Below are 15,546 nucleotides of genomic sequence, written 5' to 3' on the forward strand. Positions count from 1 at the left end.
TCGTAAGCAAAAACGAATTTCTGGCAAATCAAGCATAATCACGAGTAAAATTCACCGTCATTTTTTATTCGTCGCATGCGGATTTTGCTGCATGTGCTCATTATCCGTGCTGTGATTCAGCTCAATATAGAAGGAATTAGTATGTCAATTAAATCCCGCGTTGTTCTGGGTAGCGCGCTTGCCATGTTGGTACTTAGCGCCTGTAATGATAAAGATACTGCAAAAACAGCGTCGGCATCTGCTTCTGCCTCAGCCTCTGCTTCCACCAGTAGCGCTGAAGTAGCTGCGACCGTCAACGGCACAGCCATCAGCAAGAAGCAGCTTGACCAGATCATGCAGCAACAGGCGTCCCAGGGCATGCCGGATACACCAGAAACACGCAAGATGGTAGTTGATAATCTGGCCATGCAAATTCTGGTGGCCCAATTGGCCGTAACCAAAGGTTTGGACAAATCACCAGAAGTGGCCGACCAGCTGGAAATGACCAAACAGTCCATCCTGGCAAATGCTTATGTCAAAGACTATATCAAGACAGCCACAGTCACTGACGAAGCACTGAAAGCCGAATACGAGAAGTTCAAAGCCACTGCCAGCGGCAATGAATACAAGGCCCGCCATATCCTGGTCGCCAAGGAAGAAGAAGCCAAAGACATCATCGCCAAGATCAAGAAAGATATCAAAGCTTTTGATGGTCTGGCAAAATCCAAATCCAAAGATCCTGGCTCGAAAGACAAAGGCGGCGATCTGGGCTGGTTCAACCCACGTGGCATGGTGCCTGAATTTGGCGCAGCAGTGGCCAAACTGGAAAAAGGCAAGTTCACTGAAGAACCTGTGAAATCCCAGTTCGGCTACCACGTCATTATCCTCGACGACAGCCGTCCAATGACCCCGCCGTCACTGGAAGATGTCAAAGCAGGCCTGACCCAGCAATTGCAACAGCAAAACCTGAAAGCCATGCTGGATGACCTGAAAGCAAAAGCCAAGATAGAAATCGTCAATGCACCGGCACCTGCCTCCGCTGCTGCGGCGTCTGGCGCGCTGACAGTGACCCCAACTGCACCGGCTTCTGCTTCTGCGTCTGCGTCCTCATCAGCTTCTGCTGAAGTAAAGAAGTAATCATACGCAAGTAACACATTCGCCAGCATGATCTGGCGAATGTGAAAGACTGGCAGTACGTGCATCAAAGGCACTGCCAGTTTCTTCAACCCTCTCCCGCTATTTCTGCACTACCCGGTATTGCCAAGCAACGGCTTTCCTGCGACACTTTGCGATTGCAAATTATGCAATTTGTGCAGAGTAAACATCGCCAGGAAACCGCATGCCTACCAGCCCATTCCAATTCAATACCGCCACACTGTCGCTGGATGCACGCTCGGATAGACTCGACATCCGTGACCGTCTGTACGAACCGCGCATCAGCAACCTGCCTCCCTGCAATCCGCCGACGGCAACCGTCAGCACAGTGTTCCCCGAGTACGTCAAAGCTGGCATGATCCTGGACCAAGGCAGTGACGGTGCCTGCACAGGATTTGGCCTGGCTGCCATCATCAACTATTTGTTCTGGCTACGTGACCCCGAAAGCCCGCAATGCAGCCCGCGCATGCTGTATCACCTGGCCAAATTTTATGATGAATGGGCGGGTGAAGACTATACCGGCTCCAGCTGCCGTGGCGCACTCAAGGGTTGGCACAAACATGGGGTGTGCAGGCGCGATTTATGGCCCTACACTTTGAATAAGAACGACAAGGCCCCTGCGTTTGAAGCCCCACGCGAAGGCTGGGCGCAAGAAGCCTTGCAGCGACCACTGGGTGTGTATTACCGCATCGATAAAGATTCCGTCACTGACATGCAGGCTGCCCTGCTGGAAATCGGTGCCATTTATGTATCTGGCAGGGTGCATCCGGGCTGGGCGCTGGAGCAGGGCAGCCAGGCAAAGACCGCTGCCAGCTTTGCACAATTGCCGGTGATCCCCTTCGACAGTGGCCCCACCAGCGGACATGCTTTCGCCATACTGGGTTATACCGAACAGGGTTTCATTGTGCAAAATTCCTGGGGTAAGGACTGGGGTCATCAGGGTTTTGCGATACTCACCTACGATGACTGGATCACCAATGGTGGTGACGCCTGGGCCATATCATTGGGGGTGGCAATCAAACGTACCCCTATTGCCCACCACTGGCAGAGCAGCAATCCGCGCGCGGCCAGACTGACTGCATTGCCAGCCTTACCGGCGTACTGCACCAGTGGTTCCGCAGTACGGCCACATGCACAATATACCGCCAGCAAAGCTGGTCCACCCAGCCTGAGTCTTGACCAGACCTATGGCCTGACACTGGTGCTGGGTAATGATGGTGGCTTGATACAGCGCCTGCTAGGCGTCGCCGACGCCGTGGCGGCTGCAGAACAGGTGGTGCTGCACGCGCCACAAGCCTGGCTGGCTAATCTGGGTGGCAATAAAAAATTGAAACTGGCGCTATATGCCCAGGCAGGTATAGACAGTGAAGAAAGCAGCCTGCAGCGCAGTGCTGCGCTGGCCCCTTATTTTCTGGCCAATGGTATCTACCCCGTGTTCATCAGCTGGAAGACAGGGCTTGGCCCTGCCCTCAACGATATACTGCAAGACAAGATGCAGGACCATGCGCCTGCCATCAACAAGGTCGCACAAGAGACGCTGGACCGCACCCTGGAAGCCGCCTGTGAATCATCTGGTGCCAAAGGTTTGTGGGTGCAGATGAAGATGAATGCCGCGCAGGCGGCGGAAGATAGCGACCCGCCACGTGGGCTGTACGTACTGGCTAAATATCTGCAAGAACTGCGTCACGCCATCGGCCAGGACAGGCTGGAAATCCATTTGATAGGCCATTCTGCCGGTGCCATTCTGCACGGGCATCTGCTGAGCCTGTTGGGCCAGCACAAGCTGGCTGTCAAAACCTGCAGCCTGTATGCACCGGCCTGCAGTATCGCTTTCGCTGACAATACTTACCGCCCGGCCATGCGCTCCGGCTTGCTGCCACGGCAGAGTTTTCATATCCACCTGCTGTCAGACACGCGTGAGCTGGACGATAATGTAGGCGGTATCTATCAAAAATCCATGCTCTATCTGATTGCAAGGGCGCTTGAAAGCCAGCACAAGACTCCGCTTCTGGGTATGGCTGCCAGTTTCGATGCTGCCAGCTTCGCTGACAAGAACCAGCAAAACGGCCAATGGAACCATACCAGCATGCGCAGCCTGCAAAGCTGGAACCAGTTTTACTGGGCCAGGAAAATACCCTCAGACTTTGCCAGCACCGGTGAGGGTTTGAACAAAAAACAGGCTGCCACCCTGCACATCATTCACGACAAATACATGCATAGTGGCAAACACAGTATGCCGTCTGGACATCATGCCTTTGACCAGGATGTGACCGTACTGACGCAAACCCTGACCCGGATTGCAGGAATTGGCAACCCGGACCGGTTAGCGGTGCCAGTGTCGGATATCGGGTAATCGGGTAACCGGTTGTGCCGATAACTCGGCCTTACTTTACCAATACCTTATATTTCCAGGGTTTCAGGCTGATTTGCTGGCGCTGAACGGCTGCGCCGTCAGCCTGACACAGAGCGCACCGCTGCCTGATCACCAAACACAAAGCCCCCGCATGGAAGCGGGGGCTTTGTGGGGGTTCTGCATTTTGTGATGTGGACAGTGCAATCAAATCTGATGCCGTAACATCAAACCAGACACGGCTGACACACTCAGGCTTTGGGGCCTTTGCGATGTGGCTTGGCCGACTCTGTTTTGGGTTTACCTGCCCCATAGCCCTTGGCTTTTTCTGTCACGCGGCGATCACCACCGGCTTTCTTGGGACCGAAAGGTGAAGGCTGGCTAGCCGGTACAGGCTTCCTGACATGATCGTCGCCCACCGGGCTGATCTGGATTTGTTTGCCAGCAACCCAGACTGCCTTCAACTGCTTCAGCAATTCCTTGGGCATACCATCGGGCAAATCCAGTGTGCTATAGCTGTCGAAAATATCGATACGGCCTATGTGCTTGGCTTCCAGCCCTGCTTCATTGGCAATCGCGCCGACGATATTGCTGGGGGTAACGGCATCTGCCTTGCCGACTTCGATACGGTAAGTCTGCATGGGGATGCTGACCTTGCCCTTGCCATCGGCTTTGTCTTTTTTCGGCTTGGCCGGACGTTCGTCTTCCATTGGAGCACGGGCAGCGCGATCGACCACCTGATTCAGCTTGCTGGCGGGTGCTGCTTCGGCAACACTAGGGGCACGGGGTGCGCGTTCGCGAGGTGCTTCTTCACGCGCTGCACGTGGTGCAGGGCGGGATGATGAAGCACTGCTGCCATTGCCTTTTTCTGCACTGATGCGCAATGCCTGACCAGCAACACGTACCGAACTCAGGTGTTCCATCATGTCGCCGGGCAGATTGTCTGGCAGATCAAGGATGGTGTAGTCATCGTAGATATCAATACGGCCGATGAACTTGGATTCTATATTCGCTTCATTGGCAATCGCACCGACGATATTGCCCGGCTTGACGCCATGATCATGACCAACCGCGATACGGAAAGTCTGCATGCCGGGCTCTGGTGTGCGCGGGCTGTGTTCACGGCGTGCACCACGGTCTTCGCGTGGTGCGCGTTCAAAGCGATCACCCCGGTCACCACGATCGCCTCTGTCGCCACGTTCAGCGCGTGCCGGACGCTCATCGCGCCAGCTATCGTCGGTCTTGGTTTCTTTGCGGTTTTTATCCAGCAGCAAAGGTTCATCGCCACGTGCCATTTTGGCGAGTGCGGCAGCAATTTCCACCGCAGGGATATTTTGCTCACGTTCAAAATCTTCAATCAGGGAAGTGAATTCATCCAGACCACCTTGCGCCAGCGTAGCTGAAATCTGATCCTTGAAGCGGGCGATACGGACATTATTAACCGTCTGTATGCTCGGCAATTCCAGTGGTGATACTGGCTGGCGCGTTGCCCGTTCAATCGCCTTCAACAAGTTCTTTTCACGCGGGGTGATGAACAGGATGGCTTCGCCACTGCGACCGGCACGGCCGGTGCGGCCTATGCGGTGGGTATAGCTTTCCGGGTCATACGGTACGTCATAGTTGATGACATGGCTGATACGTTCCACATCCAGACCACGGGCAGCAACGTCAGTGGCGACCAGAATATCGATCTTGCCGTCTTTCAGTTGCTGGATAGTGCGTTCGCGCTGTTGCTGGTTGATGTCGCCATTGATGGCGGCAACCGAGAAGCCTCTTGCATCCAGTCTGGCTGCCAATTCTTCCGTACCCAGTTTGGTACGGGCGAAAATGATCATGCCGTCAAAAGTTTCGGCTTCCAGTATGCGGGTCAGCGCGTCCAGCTTGTGCATGCCGCTGACCAGCCAGTAACGCTGGCGGATATTGTCTGCCGTGCCAGTCTTGGCAGCGACGGTCACTTCGGCTGGTTTGTTCAGGTAAGTCTGGGCAATCCGCTTGATGGCCGACGGCATGGTAGCCGAGAACAATGCTGTCTGACGGCCTTCTGGTGTTTCTTGCAGGATGCGTTCTACATCATCGATAAAGCCCATGCGCAACATTTCATCGGCTTCATCCAGCACCAGGGTTTTCAGCGCGGACAAATCCAGCGTGCCCTTGTCCAGATGGTCAATCACGCGACCCGGTGTGCCGACCACCACATGCACGCCACGACGCAATGCCGAGAGTTGCGGGCCATAGCTTTGGCCGCCATAGATAGGCAAGACATGGAAACCAGGTATATGCCGCGCATAAGTCTGGAAGGCTTCAGCCACCTGTATGGCCAATTCACGCGTTGGTGCCAACACCAGTGCTTGCGGTGTGGTCTGGCGGATATCGATACGCGACAGGATTGGCAGGGCAAACGCAGCCGTCTTGCCGGTACCGGTCTGTGCCTGGCCCAATACGTCACGGTTGGACAGCAAAATCGGGATGGTGGCCGCCTGTATCGGTGATGGTGTTTCATAGCCTACGTCCTGCAAGGCGCGCATGATAGGCGCACTCAATTGCAGGTCTTCAAAAGTAATCGGGAGTTTGGTTTCTGACATGGCGATGCTCGCTCGTTCGCTCGTATCGCAGGATGCGACAGGATATTAATGGGCGTAGTTTACTCTCATGGCTGGAACAGAGGGGAATTTCCTGCTTTTCAGGCCATCTCGCGAGCAATGTGCAGCGCCCCATATCATTGCTTATTTGGCATTAAAACATTCGAGACGTGCCTATTTTAGAAAATCAATCAGGGCTCGTAATGCCGCTGACTGATGGCGCCTGCTGGGATAGTATAAGAACGTGCGTTCGGCAGCTGGCCACCAATCTTCCAGCACGTATTGCAACTGCCCTTGCTTCACCAGTTCATCGGCATAGCCGCGATAGGTATAACAAATGCCGGCACCATCTTGTGCTGCCCGGGTAGCGACGGCGAAATCGTCAAATACCAACTCGCCATTGGTGGCAACCTCCATCTTTTCTACACCGTGCTGAAATTCCCAGCGGTACCTGAGCCCACTGGGGAAGCGGAACTGTATGCAGTGATGTGCCAGCAAATCATGCGGCGTCTGTGGTATGCCATGCGCCTGCAAATAAGCTGGCGATGCACACACCACGAAACGAATTTCTGGCCCGACAGGCACGGCAATCATGTCTTGCTGCAGACTTTCACCAAAGCGCAGACCGGCGTCAAAACCCTGCTCCACGATATCGATCAGGGCGTCGCTGCTGACGATTTCCAGTTCTACCTCGGGGTAGGCAGCATGCCAGGCTGCCATCACCGGCGCCAACAGCAACTGCGCCGCCGGACGCGGCACGTTCAAGCGCAGACGCCCGACCGGCTTGTCCCGTAGCTCGTTCAGGCTTTCCAGTGCAGCTTCTATGTCTTGCAATGCCGGTTGCAGGCTCTGCAACAAACGTTCACCGGCCAGACTGAGGCTGACGCTACGGGTGGTACGCTGCAGCAATCGCATGTCCAGTTTTTGTTCCAGCCTGGTGATGGTATGGCTGAGAGCCGAAGGCGTGACCTGCAATTCTTGCGCAGCCTGGCGAAAACTGCGGCATTCTGCGACACGGACGAAAGCCATTAAATCATTCAAGTCTGGCGGCATGGGCGAAATCTCTCAATAAGGTGACGGCCATTATAGGGATGTAAAGCACAGACAGCATAAGCCACGCCCCATCGCTCTGTCATTTACTCCAGCATCCCTGACATCACCATAGAAACCTCAAGGCAAGGCTTCACAGGGTGCTTCTTCCGGCGAAGGAATATGGCAAACACAATCGGGTAATCATGCATCAAAAAAACTGTGCGATGGCCGATTGATGGTCGAGCAGCCGATAGAAACAGAAATAAAAAATTATCTTTATTGCCAGTTATCAATCCTGTATATTCTCCAGCTAATTCCCCGCACAAAACTCCTTTTGAAAGGATGCTCGTATGCCTCATGCATTGCGTAGTAGTTTGTTGCTGTTGACCCTGATTGGTGGCGAAGCCGCTGCGACGAGTCATTCACTGGGTATAGAACGTAAGCAGTATGGTGAATCCATCGCCTATGACATGAATGCAGCGGGCCAGGTAGCTGCCGTGATCAAGGAAAAAGATGGCACACCCCATGCCGTGTTCTTTGAAAACGGCAAGCTGATCAGGCTTGAAATGCCGGGTGAAACCGAGAGCGAAGCCAAGCGTATCAATGACAAGGGCGAGGTGGTCGGCTCTTCCAAAAAAGACCAGTCCTGGAGAGCATTCATCCGTAGCCGCGACCACGGCACGCAAGACCTGGGTACCCTGGGTGGCCCCAGCAGTTATGGTGCGGCAATCAACAATGCCGGTCTTGCAGTTGGCTTTGCCGATACCGCCAGCCGTGACTGGCATGCCTTCCTGTACACACCTGGCGAAGCACTGAAAGACCTGGGCACACTCGGTGGTAAAGTCAGCTATGCCAGCGGTATCAATAATCTGGGCCAGGTGGCTGGTACTGCCATGATAGCCGATGGTTCGCGCCATGCTTTTTTCTATGACAGCACCAAAGGTATGGTGGACCTTGGCACCTTAGGTGGTCGCTACAGTTCAGCGACGGCTATTAATGACAAAGGGGTGGTCGTCGGTGCATCCGAAACCAAAGACCGGCGCTGGCATGCCTTTGTGCATGACGGCAAAAAAATGCTGGACCTGGGGGACAAAATAGGTTTCGGTGACAGCTTCGCCACCGGCATCAATAATGAAGGCCATGTGGTCGGTGTGGTTGATACGCTGGATATGCGCTTATCCTTCGTCTGGCGCGACAACAAGATGGTCTTGCACCCGGCAGGTAAAAGCCTGTACCTGACCAATGCCATCAACAACACCGGGCAGGTGATAGGCGCAAGCTACGATCGTGGTCTGTACGCCGCCACCATGCCTTCCAATGCCATTCCCTTTGTTGATATGGGTGGTACCAAGATTCTCGGCTTTAACGTTCTGGTCGTATTCCTGGCTCTTGCCCTTGCCGTCTTCCGCAAACGCCTCAAGGGTTTGTTTTTTGAGAGCAGACTGTTTTTTGGGGCGTGAGCCTGTTGAAAAGTGATCACTTATCTTCAGGTGCCAGTGCTGGATTGTGGATTGAGCAATCCTAATGACGTGGATTTTGGTTCTTGCTGTTCCAATGCGCAGAAATCTAAAGCCCCATCTTTCCATTGATGAATTTTAGTCATTAATATCATGAAACAAACATGGATTGTTTCATCAATAACCGCGCACCATACTCTGATTTCCCTCAGCAGAAAGGAAATCCAGTATGTCAATCTCTTCCAATACTTTTAAAGACCAGGTCATCGTCGTCACCGGCGGTTCTTCCGGCATAGGTCTGGCCAGTGCCCAGGCATTCATCAACGCAGGTGCCAAACGGGTCTATATCACTGGCCGCTCAAAGGCCAAACTCGAACAAGCCAAAGAAATCCTGGGTAGCAAGGTCATACCTGTGGTCGCCGATGTCGCCAATATCACCGATTTGCAAGCACTGCGTGATGTCGTTGCCGCGCAGGGCGACAAGCTTGATGTGCTGTTCGCCAACGCCGGCATTGCTATCCACAACCAGTTTGGTACAACCACAGACGCTGATTTCACCAACACCTTCGACACCAATGTCAAAGGCCTGTTCTTCACCGTGCAAACTCTGTTGCCGCTGATGCAGCCTGCATCTGCGATAGTACTGAATGCCTCTATCGCGGCCAGCAAGGGCATGCCCAATCTCAGTCTCTACAATGCATCGAAAGCGGCGGTCCGCTCTTTTGCGCGTAGCTGGGCAAATGATCTCAAGGACCGCAAAATTCGTGTGAATGCCATCAGCCCTGGTGTGACCAGAACCCCCATCATGGAAAATGGTCTGGGCATGAAAGAAGAAGATATAGCGAATTTCAATGCCTATTTGCTTGGTGCGGCACCAGCCGCGCGTATGGCACAGCCGGAAGAAATCGCTGCTGCCGTTTTGTTTTTGGCATCCGGAGCTGCGAGTTATGTGAATGGCGTGGAATTGTGTGCAGATGGTGGCCTGATCCAGGTTTAATCCAGCATTAATACCGTGGAGCCATTACAAAATTAATCTGCAGGGCGTGTAAGATGCGATATCTTCCGCCCTGAAAGCAAACATAATGGTCACCTGCTACATTCGCTACATCATCGACCCTGCCAAACTGAAAGAGTTTGAACATTATGGCAAACTCTGGATACCGTTGGTCACCAAGTTTGGTGGTCAGCACCATGGTTATTTTTTACCTTCTGAAGGTGCAAATAATGTGGCGCTGGCCTTGTTCAGTTTCCCTGGTCTGGCGGCGTATGAACAATACCGCTTACAGATGATGGACGATGCAGAATGCCAGGCTGCGTTCAAGTTTGCCGAAGAAACCAAATGCATCATCAGTTATGAACGCAGCTTCTTCAAACCAGTGTTTGAATGATCTGGCCAGGCTCTAGTGTGACGAAAGCCCGTACCGGTGCATGATCTTGTCGATGTCGCCATTGTCCTGCATGGTCTGGATGGCGGCATTGATCTGTTCTATCTTCCAGCCTGATTTATGAGACAACGCGCACTGGGTATGCACGATGGAAAAAGCGGTTTTTGAAACCTTGTACAAAGAGCGTTTGTCAGGAAAGTTCTTGAAATAACCTTCGATTTCACTGTCTGAACTGATCATGGCATCCGCCCCACCCAAATTCAGCATGCGAAACATGCCAGGAACATCCGTCAGGTCCACACGCTTGATTTTACCTTCTGTCAGTTGCGTTGCTATCTGCGGATAATGGTAGCCCAATTGAGTGGCCAGTCGTTTGCCTTCCAGTTGCTGGGGGAAATTTTCCAGGCCAGGCTTATCTGCCATGACCACTATTCTTTCCACCTGAGGGAAAGTCGATATGGACCAGCTGACTTCTTTCGGTAAATCAAACCAGCCAGGGCTGGAATAACACACCATATCGGATTCGCCCTGTATCACGGCATGTTCAATACGACGTCGCGAATAGGCAACATAATTGACCTTCGTTGATAATTTTTTCGCGAGCAGATCGGTAAATTCTTTTTGCAGACCGCCAATCAATTGGCGATTTTTGTCGAAGACATTAAGTGGGTAATCCAGATTTTCATACACAGCGACGCGCAAATGGGCATCGGTCGCCTGGCAGGTGACGGACACTCCACCCAGGCAAAGAAATAGCAACGCGCCAGCGAGACGCAGATGGTGTTTGCCACTGTGTCTGCTTTTGATTGGCCGATACTGCTCCTGCCTTTGTCCCATATTTATTTTGTCCTTAACCATTCTCAGGTACTGACATCGCGGCAAACCCACGTCGCCCCTGCAGTCCTCCGGTATGTATTGCAAGCACGCTGGCATCTGCCGCCAAACGACCATCATGCCACAACTGGCGCAACGCAAACAGCATTTTCCCGGTATACACAGGCTCAAGCGGGATGCTGGTTTCGTTTTCAAAATCAGCACAAAATTTCATCAGTTCCGGCGTGACGCGGGCGTAGCCGCCAAGATGAAAATCCGTCAACAATTGGTAATTTTGATAGTCAGGATAGCCAGCCTCAGCCAGCAGGCGAGCTATCTCGTCTTTCAGATAAGCCGCATTGCTGACGGCAGCAATGCCTATGACCTGGGAGCGACCGGCCATACCCGCCAGCACCCCGGCCAGGGTTGCACCTGTGCCACAGGCCAGTATCGTATGCGAGGGGATAAAGGGCAATTCGGCCACCAGTTCAGCAACACCACGCAAAGCCTGTGCACTGCTACCACCTTCCGGTAGCCACAACACTTCCTGTTGCGGCATAGTCAGATGAAAACGCCAGGCGTCTGGCTCGCTACGCAACTGCCGGTAAGCCTCACGCGTGACAAATTTTACCTGTACGCCCAGTTGGCGGATGTCGTCCAGCATGGCACTTTGCATGCCCTCGGCGCCTCGCACCAGTGCAGTAGATGGCACACCGGCCATGGCGCAGGCATGGGCCAGTGCATGCAGATGATTTGACCAGATACCACCCATGGACACAATGTGTACAGCCCTGCCCCGCACCGCCTGCAATGGATATTTGAGCTTGCGGAATTTATTGCCAGACACCAGTGGATGCAGCAGATCGTCACGCTTGATCCATAAATTCATGCCAGGGAAATACTTGCTTTCCAGACGCTGACAGGGTGAGACTTGATTTGAGGGCAACATTCTTGGCAGAAATACGGTGGTCAATGGTAAAGTGCCATTGTAGCGCCTGCCGCTAACCATCATCGCTGGAGAGGACATGTCGACGGATAATACTCAGACTTTACTGAATGCACGACAGCAACTTGATCAATTGATCAGACAAATCAAGACCGAAGGTCAGCAAGCCAACTTATTGCCAGCACTGGAAACGGTGTTGACACAACTCGATAGCATGGCCAGACACGACCACCTGACTGGCGCACTGAATCGCCGCTCATTGATGGGAATGCTGGAAAATGAACTTGCCCGCTCTTTCCGTACCGGGCACACCTTCACGCTGGCATCTATCGCCATAGATGGTCTGGAACAGATACTGGAGCAGCATGGTCAGGCGGTGGCTCGTCAGGTATTGCAAAGGGTATCCAAAGAAGCCCTGACCATGTTGCGCACCCTCGATTCCTTTGGCCGCGTGGCTGCCAATGAATTTGCCATCGTCATGCCGACGACCTGGCTGGAAGCCAGCCGCAAAGCAATAGCCCGTCTGAAACTGCGCGTCGAACAGGTGGCTTGGGAAAGTCTGGCACCGGGGTTGAAAGTCAGTTTTTCCACCGGCCTGACGACCAATGCCCATAAAGACAGTGCCGAAAGCATGCTGAAAAGGGTCAGTTCTGCCTTGGCGACTGCCCGCAGCCTGGGGGTCAGCCAGATTTCGGAAATTGAGCCTCCCCTGCCGGATTACGATCCCAATGCAGACAATTAATGCCTGTTAGCAATTAAATTGGGAACTTGTTCGCTTAAAAATGAACCAAGCAATTCGCATTCTTATATTCTTACAATTTCCGGGAAAACCATGATCCAGTCTGATTTGCAGCGCATGCGACCCACACATGCGCTAGTCCCTCTGTTGCTGAGTGCCATGCTGGGCAGCATGGCGGTGCCTGTGCTGGCCACCACGACAGCCGCTACCAGTTTCATCAATGCCACGAATGTCACCAACGCAGCCAATCTTGCCGACGACAAAGCAGACCAGATCAAACAGCGTGCCGACTACATCCGCAAGCATTACTGCAAATTTGAATACCGCATCCCCATGCGCGACGGCAAACTGCTGTTCACCGTCGTGTATGTGCCGAATGATGCCAATAACAACAAACGTTATCCCATTCTGCTGAACCGCACGCCTTACTCTGTCGCCCCCTACGGTGCGGACCAGTACAAGACCATGCTTGGACCTACCGCAGAATATGAGAAGGAAGGCTTCATCTTTGCCTTTCAGGATGTACGTGGCACCTATATGTCAGAAGGCGAATTCGTCAATATGCGCCCGCACATAGACCAGAAAAAAGGGGGAAACGATATTGATGAAAGCTCAGATACCTATGACAGCATAGAATGGATGACCAAACATTTGCCCAACAATAATGGCAAGGTAGGGCAATGGGGTAATTCTTACCCAGGTTTCTATACCTCGGCCGGTGCCATAGACAGCCACCCGGCCCTGAAAGCAGTGTCGCCACAGGCCCCGATTGCGGACTGGTTCCGGGGTGACGACATGCATAGAAATGGTGCCTTCAACCTGCAAATGGCGTTTGGTTTTTTCTACGGCTTCGGTCAGCCACGGCCACAACCAGTTTCCAGTGTTGGCTGGAAGAATTTCAACTTTGGCACGCCAGATGGGTATCAGTTCTTCCTTGACCTGGGTTCGGTCGCGAATGCAAATACCCGTCATTTTAAAAATGGCATCCCGTTCTGGAATGACATTATGGCGCATCCCAACTATGACCAGTTCTGGCAAAGCAGGAATATTTTGCCACACCTGAAAAACATCAAGGCAGCGGTGCTGACCGTGGGTGGCTGGTACGACACCGAAGATCTGTATGGCCCGCTCAACACCTACAAGTCCATAGAAAAACAGAACCCCGGCATACAAAACACCCTGGTCGTCGGCCCCTGGACACACGGCGGCTGGTTCCGCACTGATGGTGACAAGGTGGGTGACGCGAATTTTGGTTACCGTACCGTGGAAACCTATCAACCGATAGAACTGGCATTTTTTAAACACTACCTGAAAACCGGCGACAAACCGGCACTGCCCGAAGCCTGGATGTTTGAAACTGGTGCCAATCGCTGGCGTGGTTTTGACCAGTGGCCACCGAAAGAAAGCAAAGACCAGGCATTGTATTTCCAGGCCGATGGCAAACTCAGTTTCACTGCCCCAGCGAATCAGGATGCGCAGTTTGATGAATATGTCAGTGACCCGGCCAAACCAGTGCCATACACCACCGAGATAGGCACACGCTGGAGCAATCAGTATGTGGCCGCTGACCAGCGTTTCGCTACCCGTCGCCCCGATGTACTGACATGGCAAAGCGAGGTACTGGAAAAAGATGTAACCCTCGCTGGGCCACTGGCGGCAGACCTGTTTGTCAGTGTCACAGGTACAGATGCTGATTTTGTGGTCAAGCTTATCGATGTCAATCCACCCAACCTGGAAACTGATCCACAAAACAATCGCGGCAATCAGCAAACTCTGGTCAGGGGCGAACCTTTCCGTGCCCGTTTCCGTGATGGTTTCGAAACCGCGAAACCGCTGGTTCCGAACCAGGTCACCAAGGTAAAGTTTGGCATCAATGATGTGTTCCACACTTTCCAGCGTGGGCATCGCATCATGGTGCAGGTGCAGTCCAGCTGGTTCCCCTTCATAGACCGCAACCCGCAAAGCTTTGTGCCGAATATTTATGAAGCCAAAGACAGTGACTTTATCAAGGCCACGCACAAGGTGTATCACAGCAGCAGCCAGCCCAGCGCACTGCATGTGAAAGTCTTGCCAGCGCTGGATCAATAAAAAATGCCGGTCATGCCGTGAACTGGCGTGACCGGCATTATCAATTCGGATGAGGCTTTACTGCACTTTTTTAACGGGCTGAAACACCACCAGCCAGGTCGCCAGCACTACCCCTGCACACCCTATCGCCGTATTCAGCGTGATGCTTTCATGCAGGAACAGATAACCCCACAATAAGGCAAACAGCGGAATCAGGAAAGTCACCGTCAGTGCCTTGGTCGGTCCCAGATCCGCCATCAGGCGGAAATAAATCAGATAGGCAACCGCGCTGCACAAGAGCGCCAGGGCGATCCCCACCACCACTATCGTTGTCGTGATCTCGCCCCTTACCGGTGCCAGTGGCAGGAAGGGCAATAATACAAATGCTGCCCCCACTTGTGAGCCAGTGGCCATTTGCATGGCCGTCATGCCACTGAGTTTTTTCTTGGTATAAATACCGACGATGGCATAACACAGTGTTGCACCAACACAGGCCATGACCGCCAGCACCAGCTTGCTATTGAATTCCACTGGTCCCAAACGCACCAGGAAGGCAACGCCGAGTACCCCCATGGCCATACCCGCCATTTTGCGCAGGGTCAGTTGCTCGCCCAGAAAAGCCGCCCCCATCATCGCTCCCCATAAAGGACTGGTGGCATTCACGATCGCCGAATAACCGGCGGGGATGCTCAGTGCCGCATACGAATACAGTGCAAAAGGCAGGGCAGAATTGATCGTCCCCAGTATCAGAAACGATTTCCAGTTATCGCGAAAATTCATCGCCCTGCCGGTAATGATCATCATGGTCAGCAAGGCCATGCCTGCCAGACCTACCCTGACTTCGGCACTCCACAATACCCCGACTACAGGTGCCAGCACCCGCATGAACAGGAAAGACGCACCCCAGATGGCCGCCAGGGAAATCAAACGTAATAAATCAGCACTGCGCATAAGCCGCTCCATAACTATCAGGCAAGCAGCTTAACAAACTGTGAAGAAAGCTGCTGGCAGCTTTCGGACATGGCAGGAAATCGGGGATAAGCA

The 15,546-nt window shown here is 53.2% G+C and carries 12 protein-coding genes; 7 read left to right on the forward strand and 5 right to left on the reverse strand.

All coding sequences use genetic code 11. From position 1 onward, the window contains the following. Positions 1-141: 141 nt before the first annotated feature. Both AC1RVX_RS01495 and AC1RVX_RS01500 read left to right on the forward strand, forming a co-directional pair. A complete protein-coding gene (locus AC1RVX_RS01495; protein ID WP_493214798.1) occupies positions 142-1,116 on the forward strand; it encodes a peptidylprolyl isomerase in 975 nt (324 codons plus the stop codon). Between the two features lie 202 nt (positions 1,117-1,318). Then, positions 1,319-3,487: a C1 family peptidase gene (locus AC1RVX_RS01500; RefSeq protein ID WP_493214799.1), complete on the forward strand. Its 2,169-nt coding sequence runs from the start codon at positions 1,319-1,321 to the stop codon at positions 3,485-3,487. Between the two features lie 248 nt (positions 3,488-3,735). Here AC1RVX_RS01500 and AC1RVX_RS01505 read toward each other — a convergent pair whose 3' ends face one another. Beyond that, positions 3,736-6,066: a DEAD/DEAH box helicase gene (locus AC1RVX_RS01505; protein WP_493214800.1), complete on the reverse strand. Its 2,331-nt coding sequence runs from the start codon at positions 6,064-6,066 to the stop codon at positions 3,736-3,738. Positions 6,067-6,237: 171 nt separating this feature from the next. Then, complete coding sequence (locus AC1RVX_RS01510) at positions 6,238-7,116, reverse strand: LysR family transcriptional regulator (RefSeq protein ID WP_493214801.1); 879 nt, start codon at positions 7,114-7,116, stop codon at positions 6,238-6,240. Between the two features lie 329 nt (positions 7,117-7,445). Here AC1RVX_RS01510 and AC1RVX_RS01515 point away from each other — a divergent pair, with 329 nt between their 5' ends. The 3 genes from AC1RVX_RS01515 (at position 7,446) to AC1RVX_RS01525 (ending at position 9,940) form a co-directional block, all read left to right on the forward strand. Further along, positions 7,446-8,555: an HAF repeat-containing protein gene (locus AC1RVX_RS01515; protein ID WP_493214802.1), complete on the forward strand. Its 1,110-nt coding sequence runs from the start codon at positions 7,446-7,448 to the stop codon at positions 8,553-8,555. Between the two features lie 226 nt (positions 8,556-8,781). Then, the gene (locus AC1RVX_RS01520; protein ID WP_493214803.1) at positions 8,782-9,549 is read left to right on the forward strand and encodes an SDR family NAD(P)-dependent oxidoreductase; all 768 of its coding nucleotides are present in this window, start codon (positions 8,782-8,784) and stop codon (positions 9,547-9,549) included. 85 nt (positions 9,550-9,634) lie between these two features. Further along, a complete protein-coding gene (locus AC1RVX_RS01525; RefSeq protein ID WP_493214804.1) occupies positions 9,635-9,940 on the forward strand; it encodes an NIPSNAP family protein in 306 nt (101 codons plus the stop codon). 12 nt (positions 9,941-9,952) lie between these two features. Here AC1RVX_RS01525 and AC1RVX_RS01530 read toward each other — a convergent pair whose 3' ends face one another. Both AC1RVX_RS01530 and AC1RVX_RS01535 read right to left on the reverse strand, forming a co-directional pair. Then, entirely contained in the window at positions 9,953-10,774 is an 822-nt protein-coding gene (locus AC1RVX_RS01530) for a substrate-binding periplasmic protein (RefSeq protein WP_493214805.1), read from the reverse strand. 13 nt (positions 10,775-10,787) lie between these two features. Then, positions 10,788-11,777, reverse strand: coding sequence for a 1-aminocyclopropane-1-carboxylate deaminase/D-cysteine desulfhydrase (locus AC1RVX_RS01535; protein ID WP_493214806.1), 990 nt, complete (start codon positions 11,775-11,777; stop codon positions 10,788-10,790). Between AC1RVX_RS01535 and AC1RVX_RS01540 the strand changes: the two genes are divergently transcribed. Then, on the forward strand, positions 11,776-12,438 hold the full coding sequence (locus tag AC1RVX_RS01540) for a GGDEF domain-containing protein (RefSeq protein ID WP_493214807.1): 663 nt from the start codon (positions 11,776-11,778) through the stop codon (positions 12,436-12,438). The genes AC1RVX_RS01535 and AC1RVX_RS01540 overlap by 2 nt on opposite strands. A 90-nt stretch (positions 12,439-12,528) precedes the next feature. Beyond that, positions 12,529-14,523 carry a CocE/NonD family hydrolase gene (locus AC1RVX_RS01545; RefSeq protein WP_493214808.1) on the forward strand — a complete coding sequence of 665 codons (1,995 nt, stop codon included), beginning with the start codon at positions 12,529-12,531 and terminating at the stop codon, positions 14,521-14,523. A gap of 57 nt (positions 14,524-14,580) precedes the next feature. On the opposite strand, the gene AC1RVX_RS01550 is transcribed toward AC1RVX_RS01545, so the two are convergent. Then, a complete protein-coding gene (locus AC1RVX_RS01550; protein WP_493214809.1) occupies positions 14,581-15,453 on the reverse strand; it encodes a DMT family transporter in 873 nt (290 codons plus the stop codon). Positions 15,454-15,546: the final 93 nt, after the last annotated feature.

It is taken from the genome of Undibacterium sp. GW821-FHT11B02, assembly GCF_058808955.1.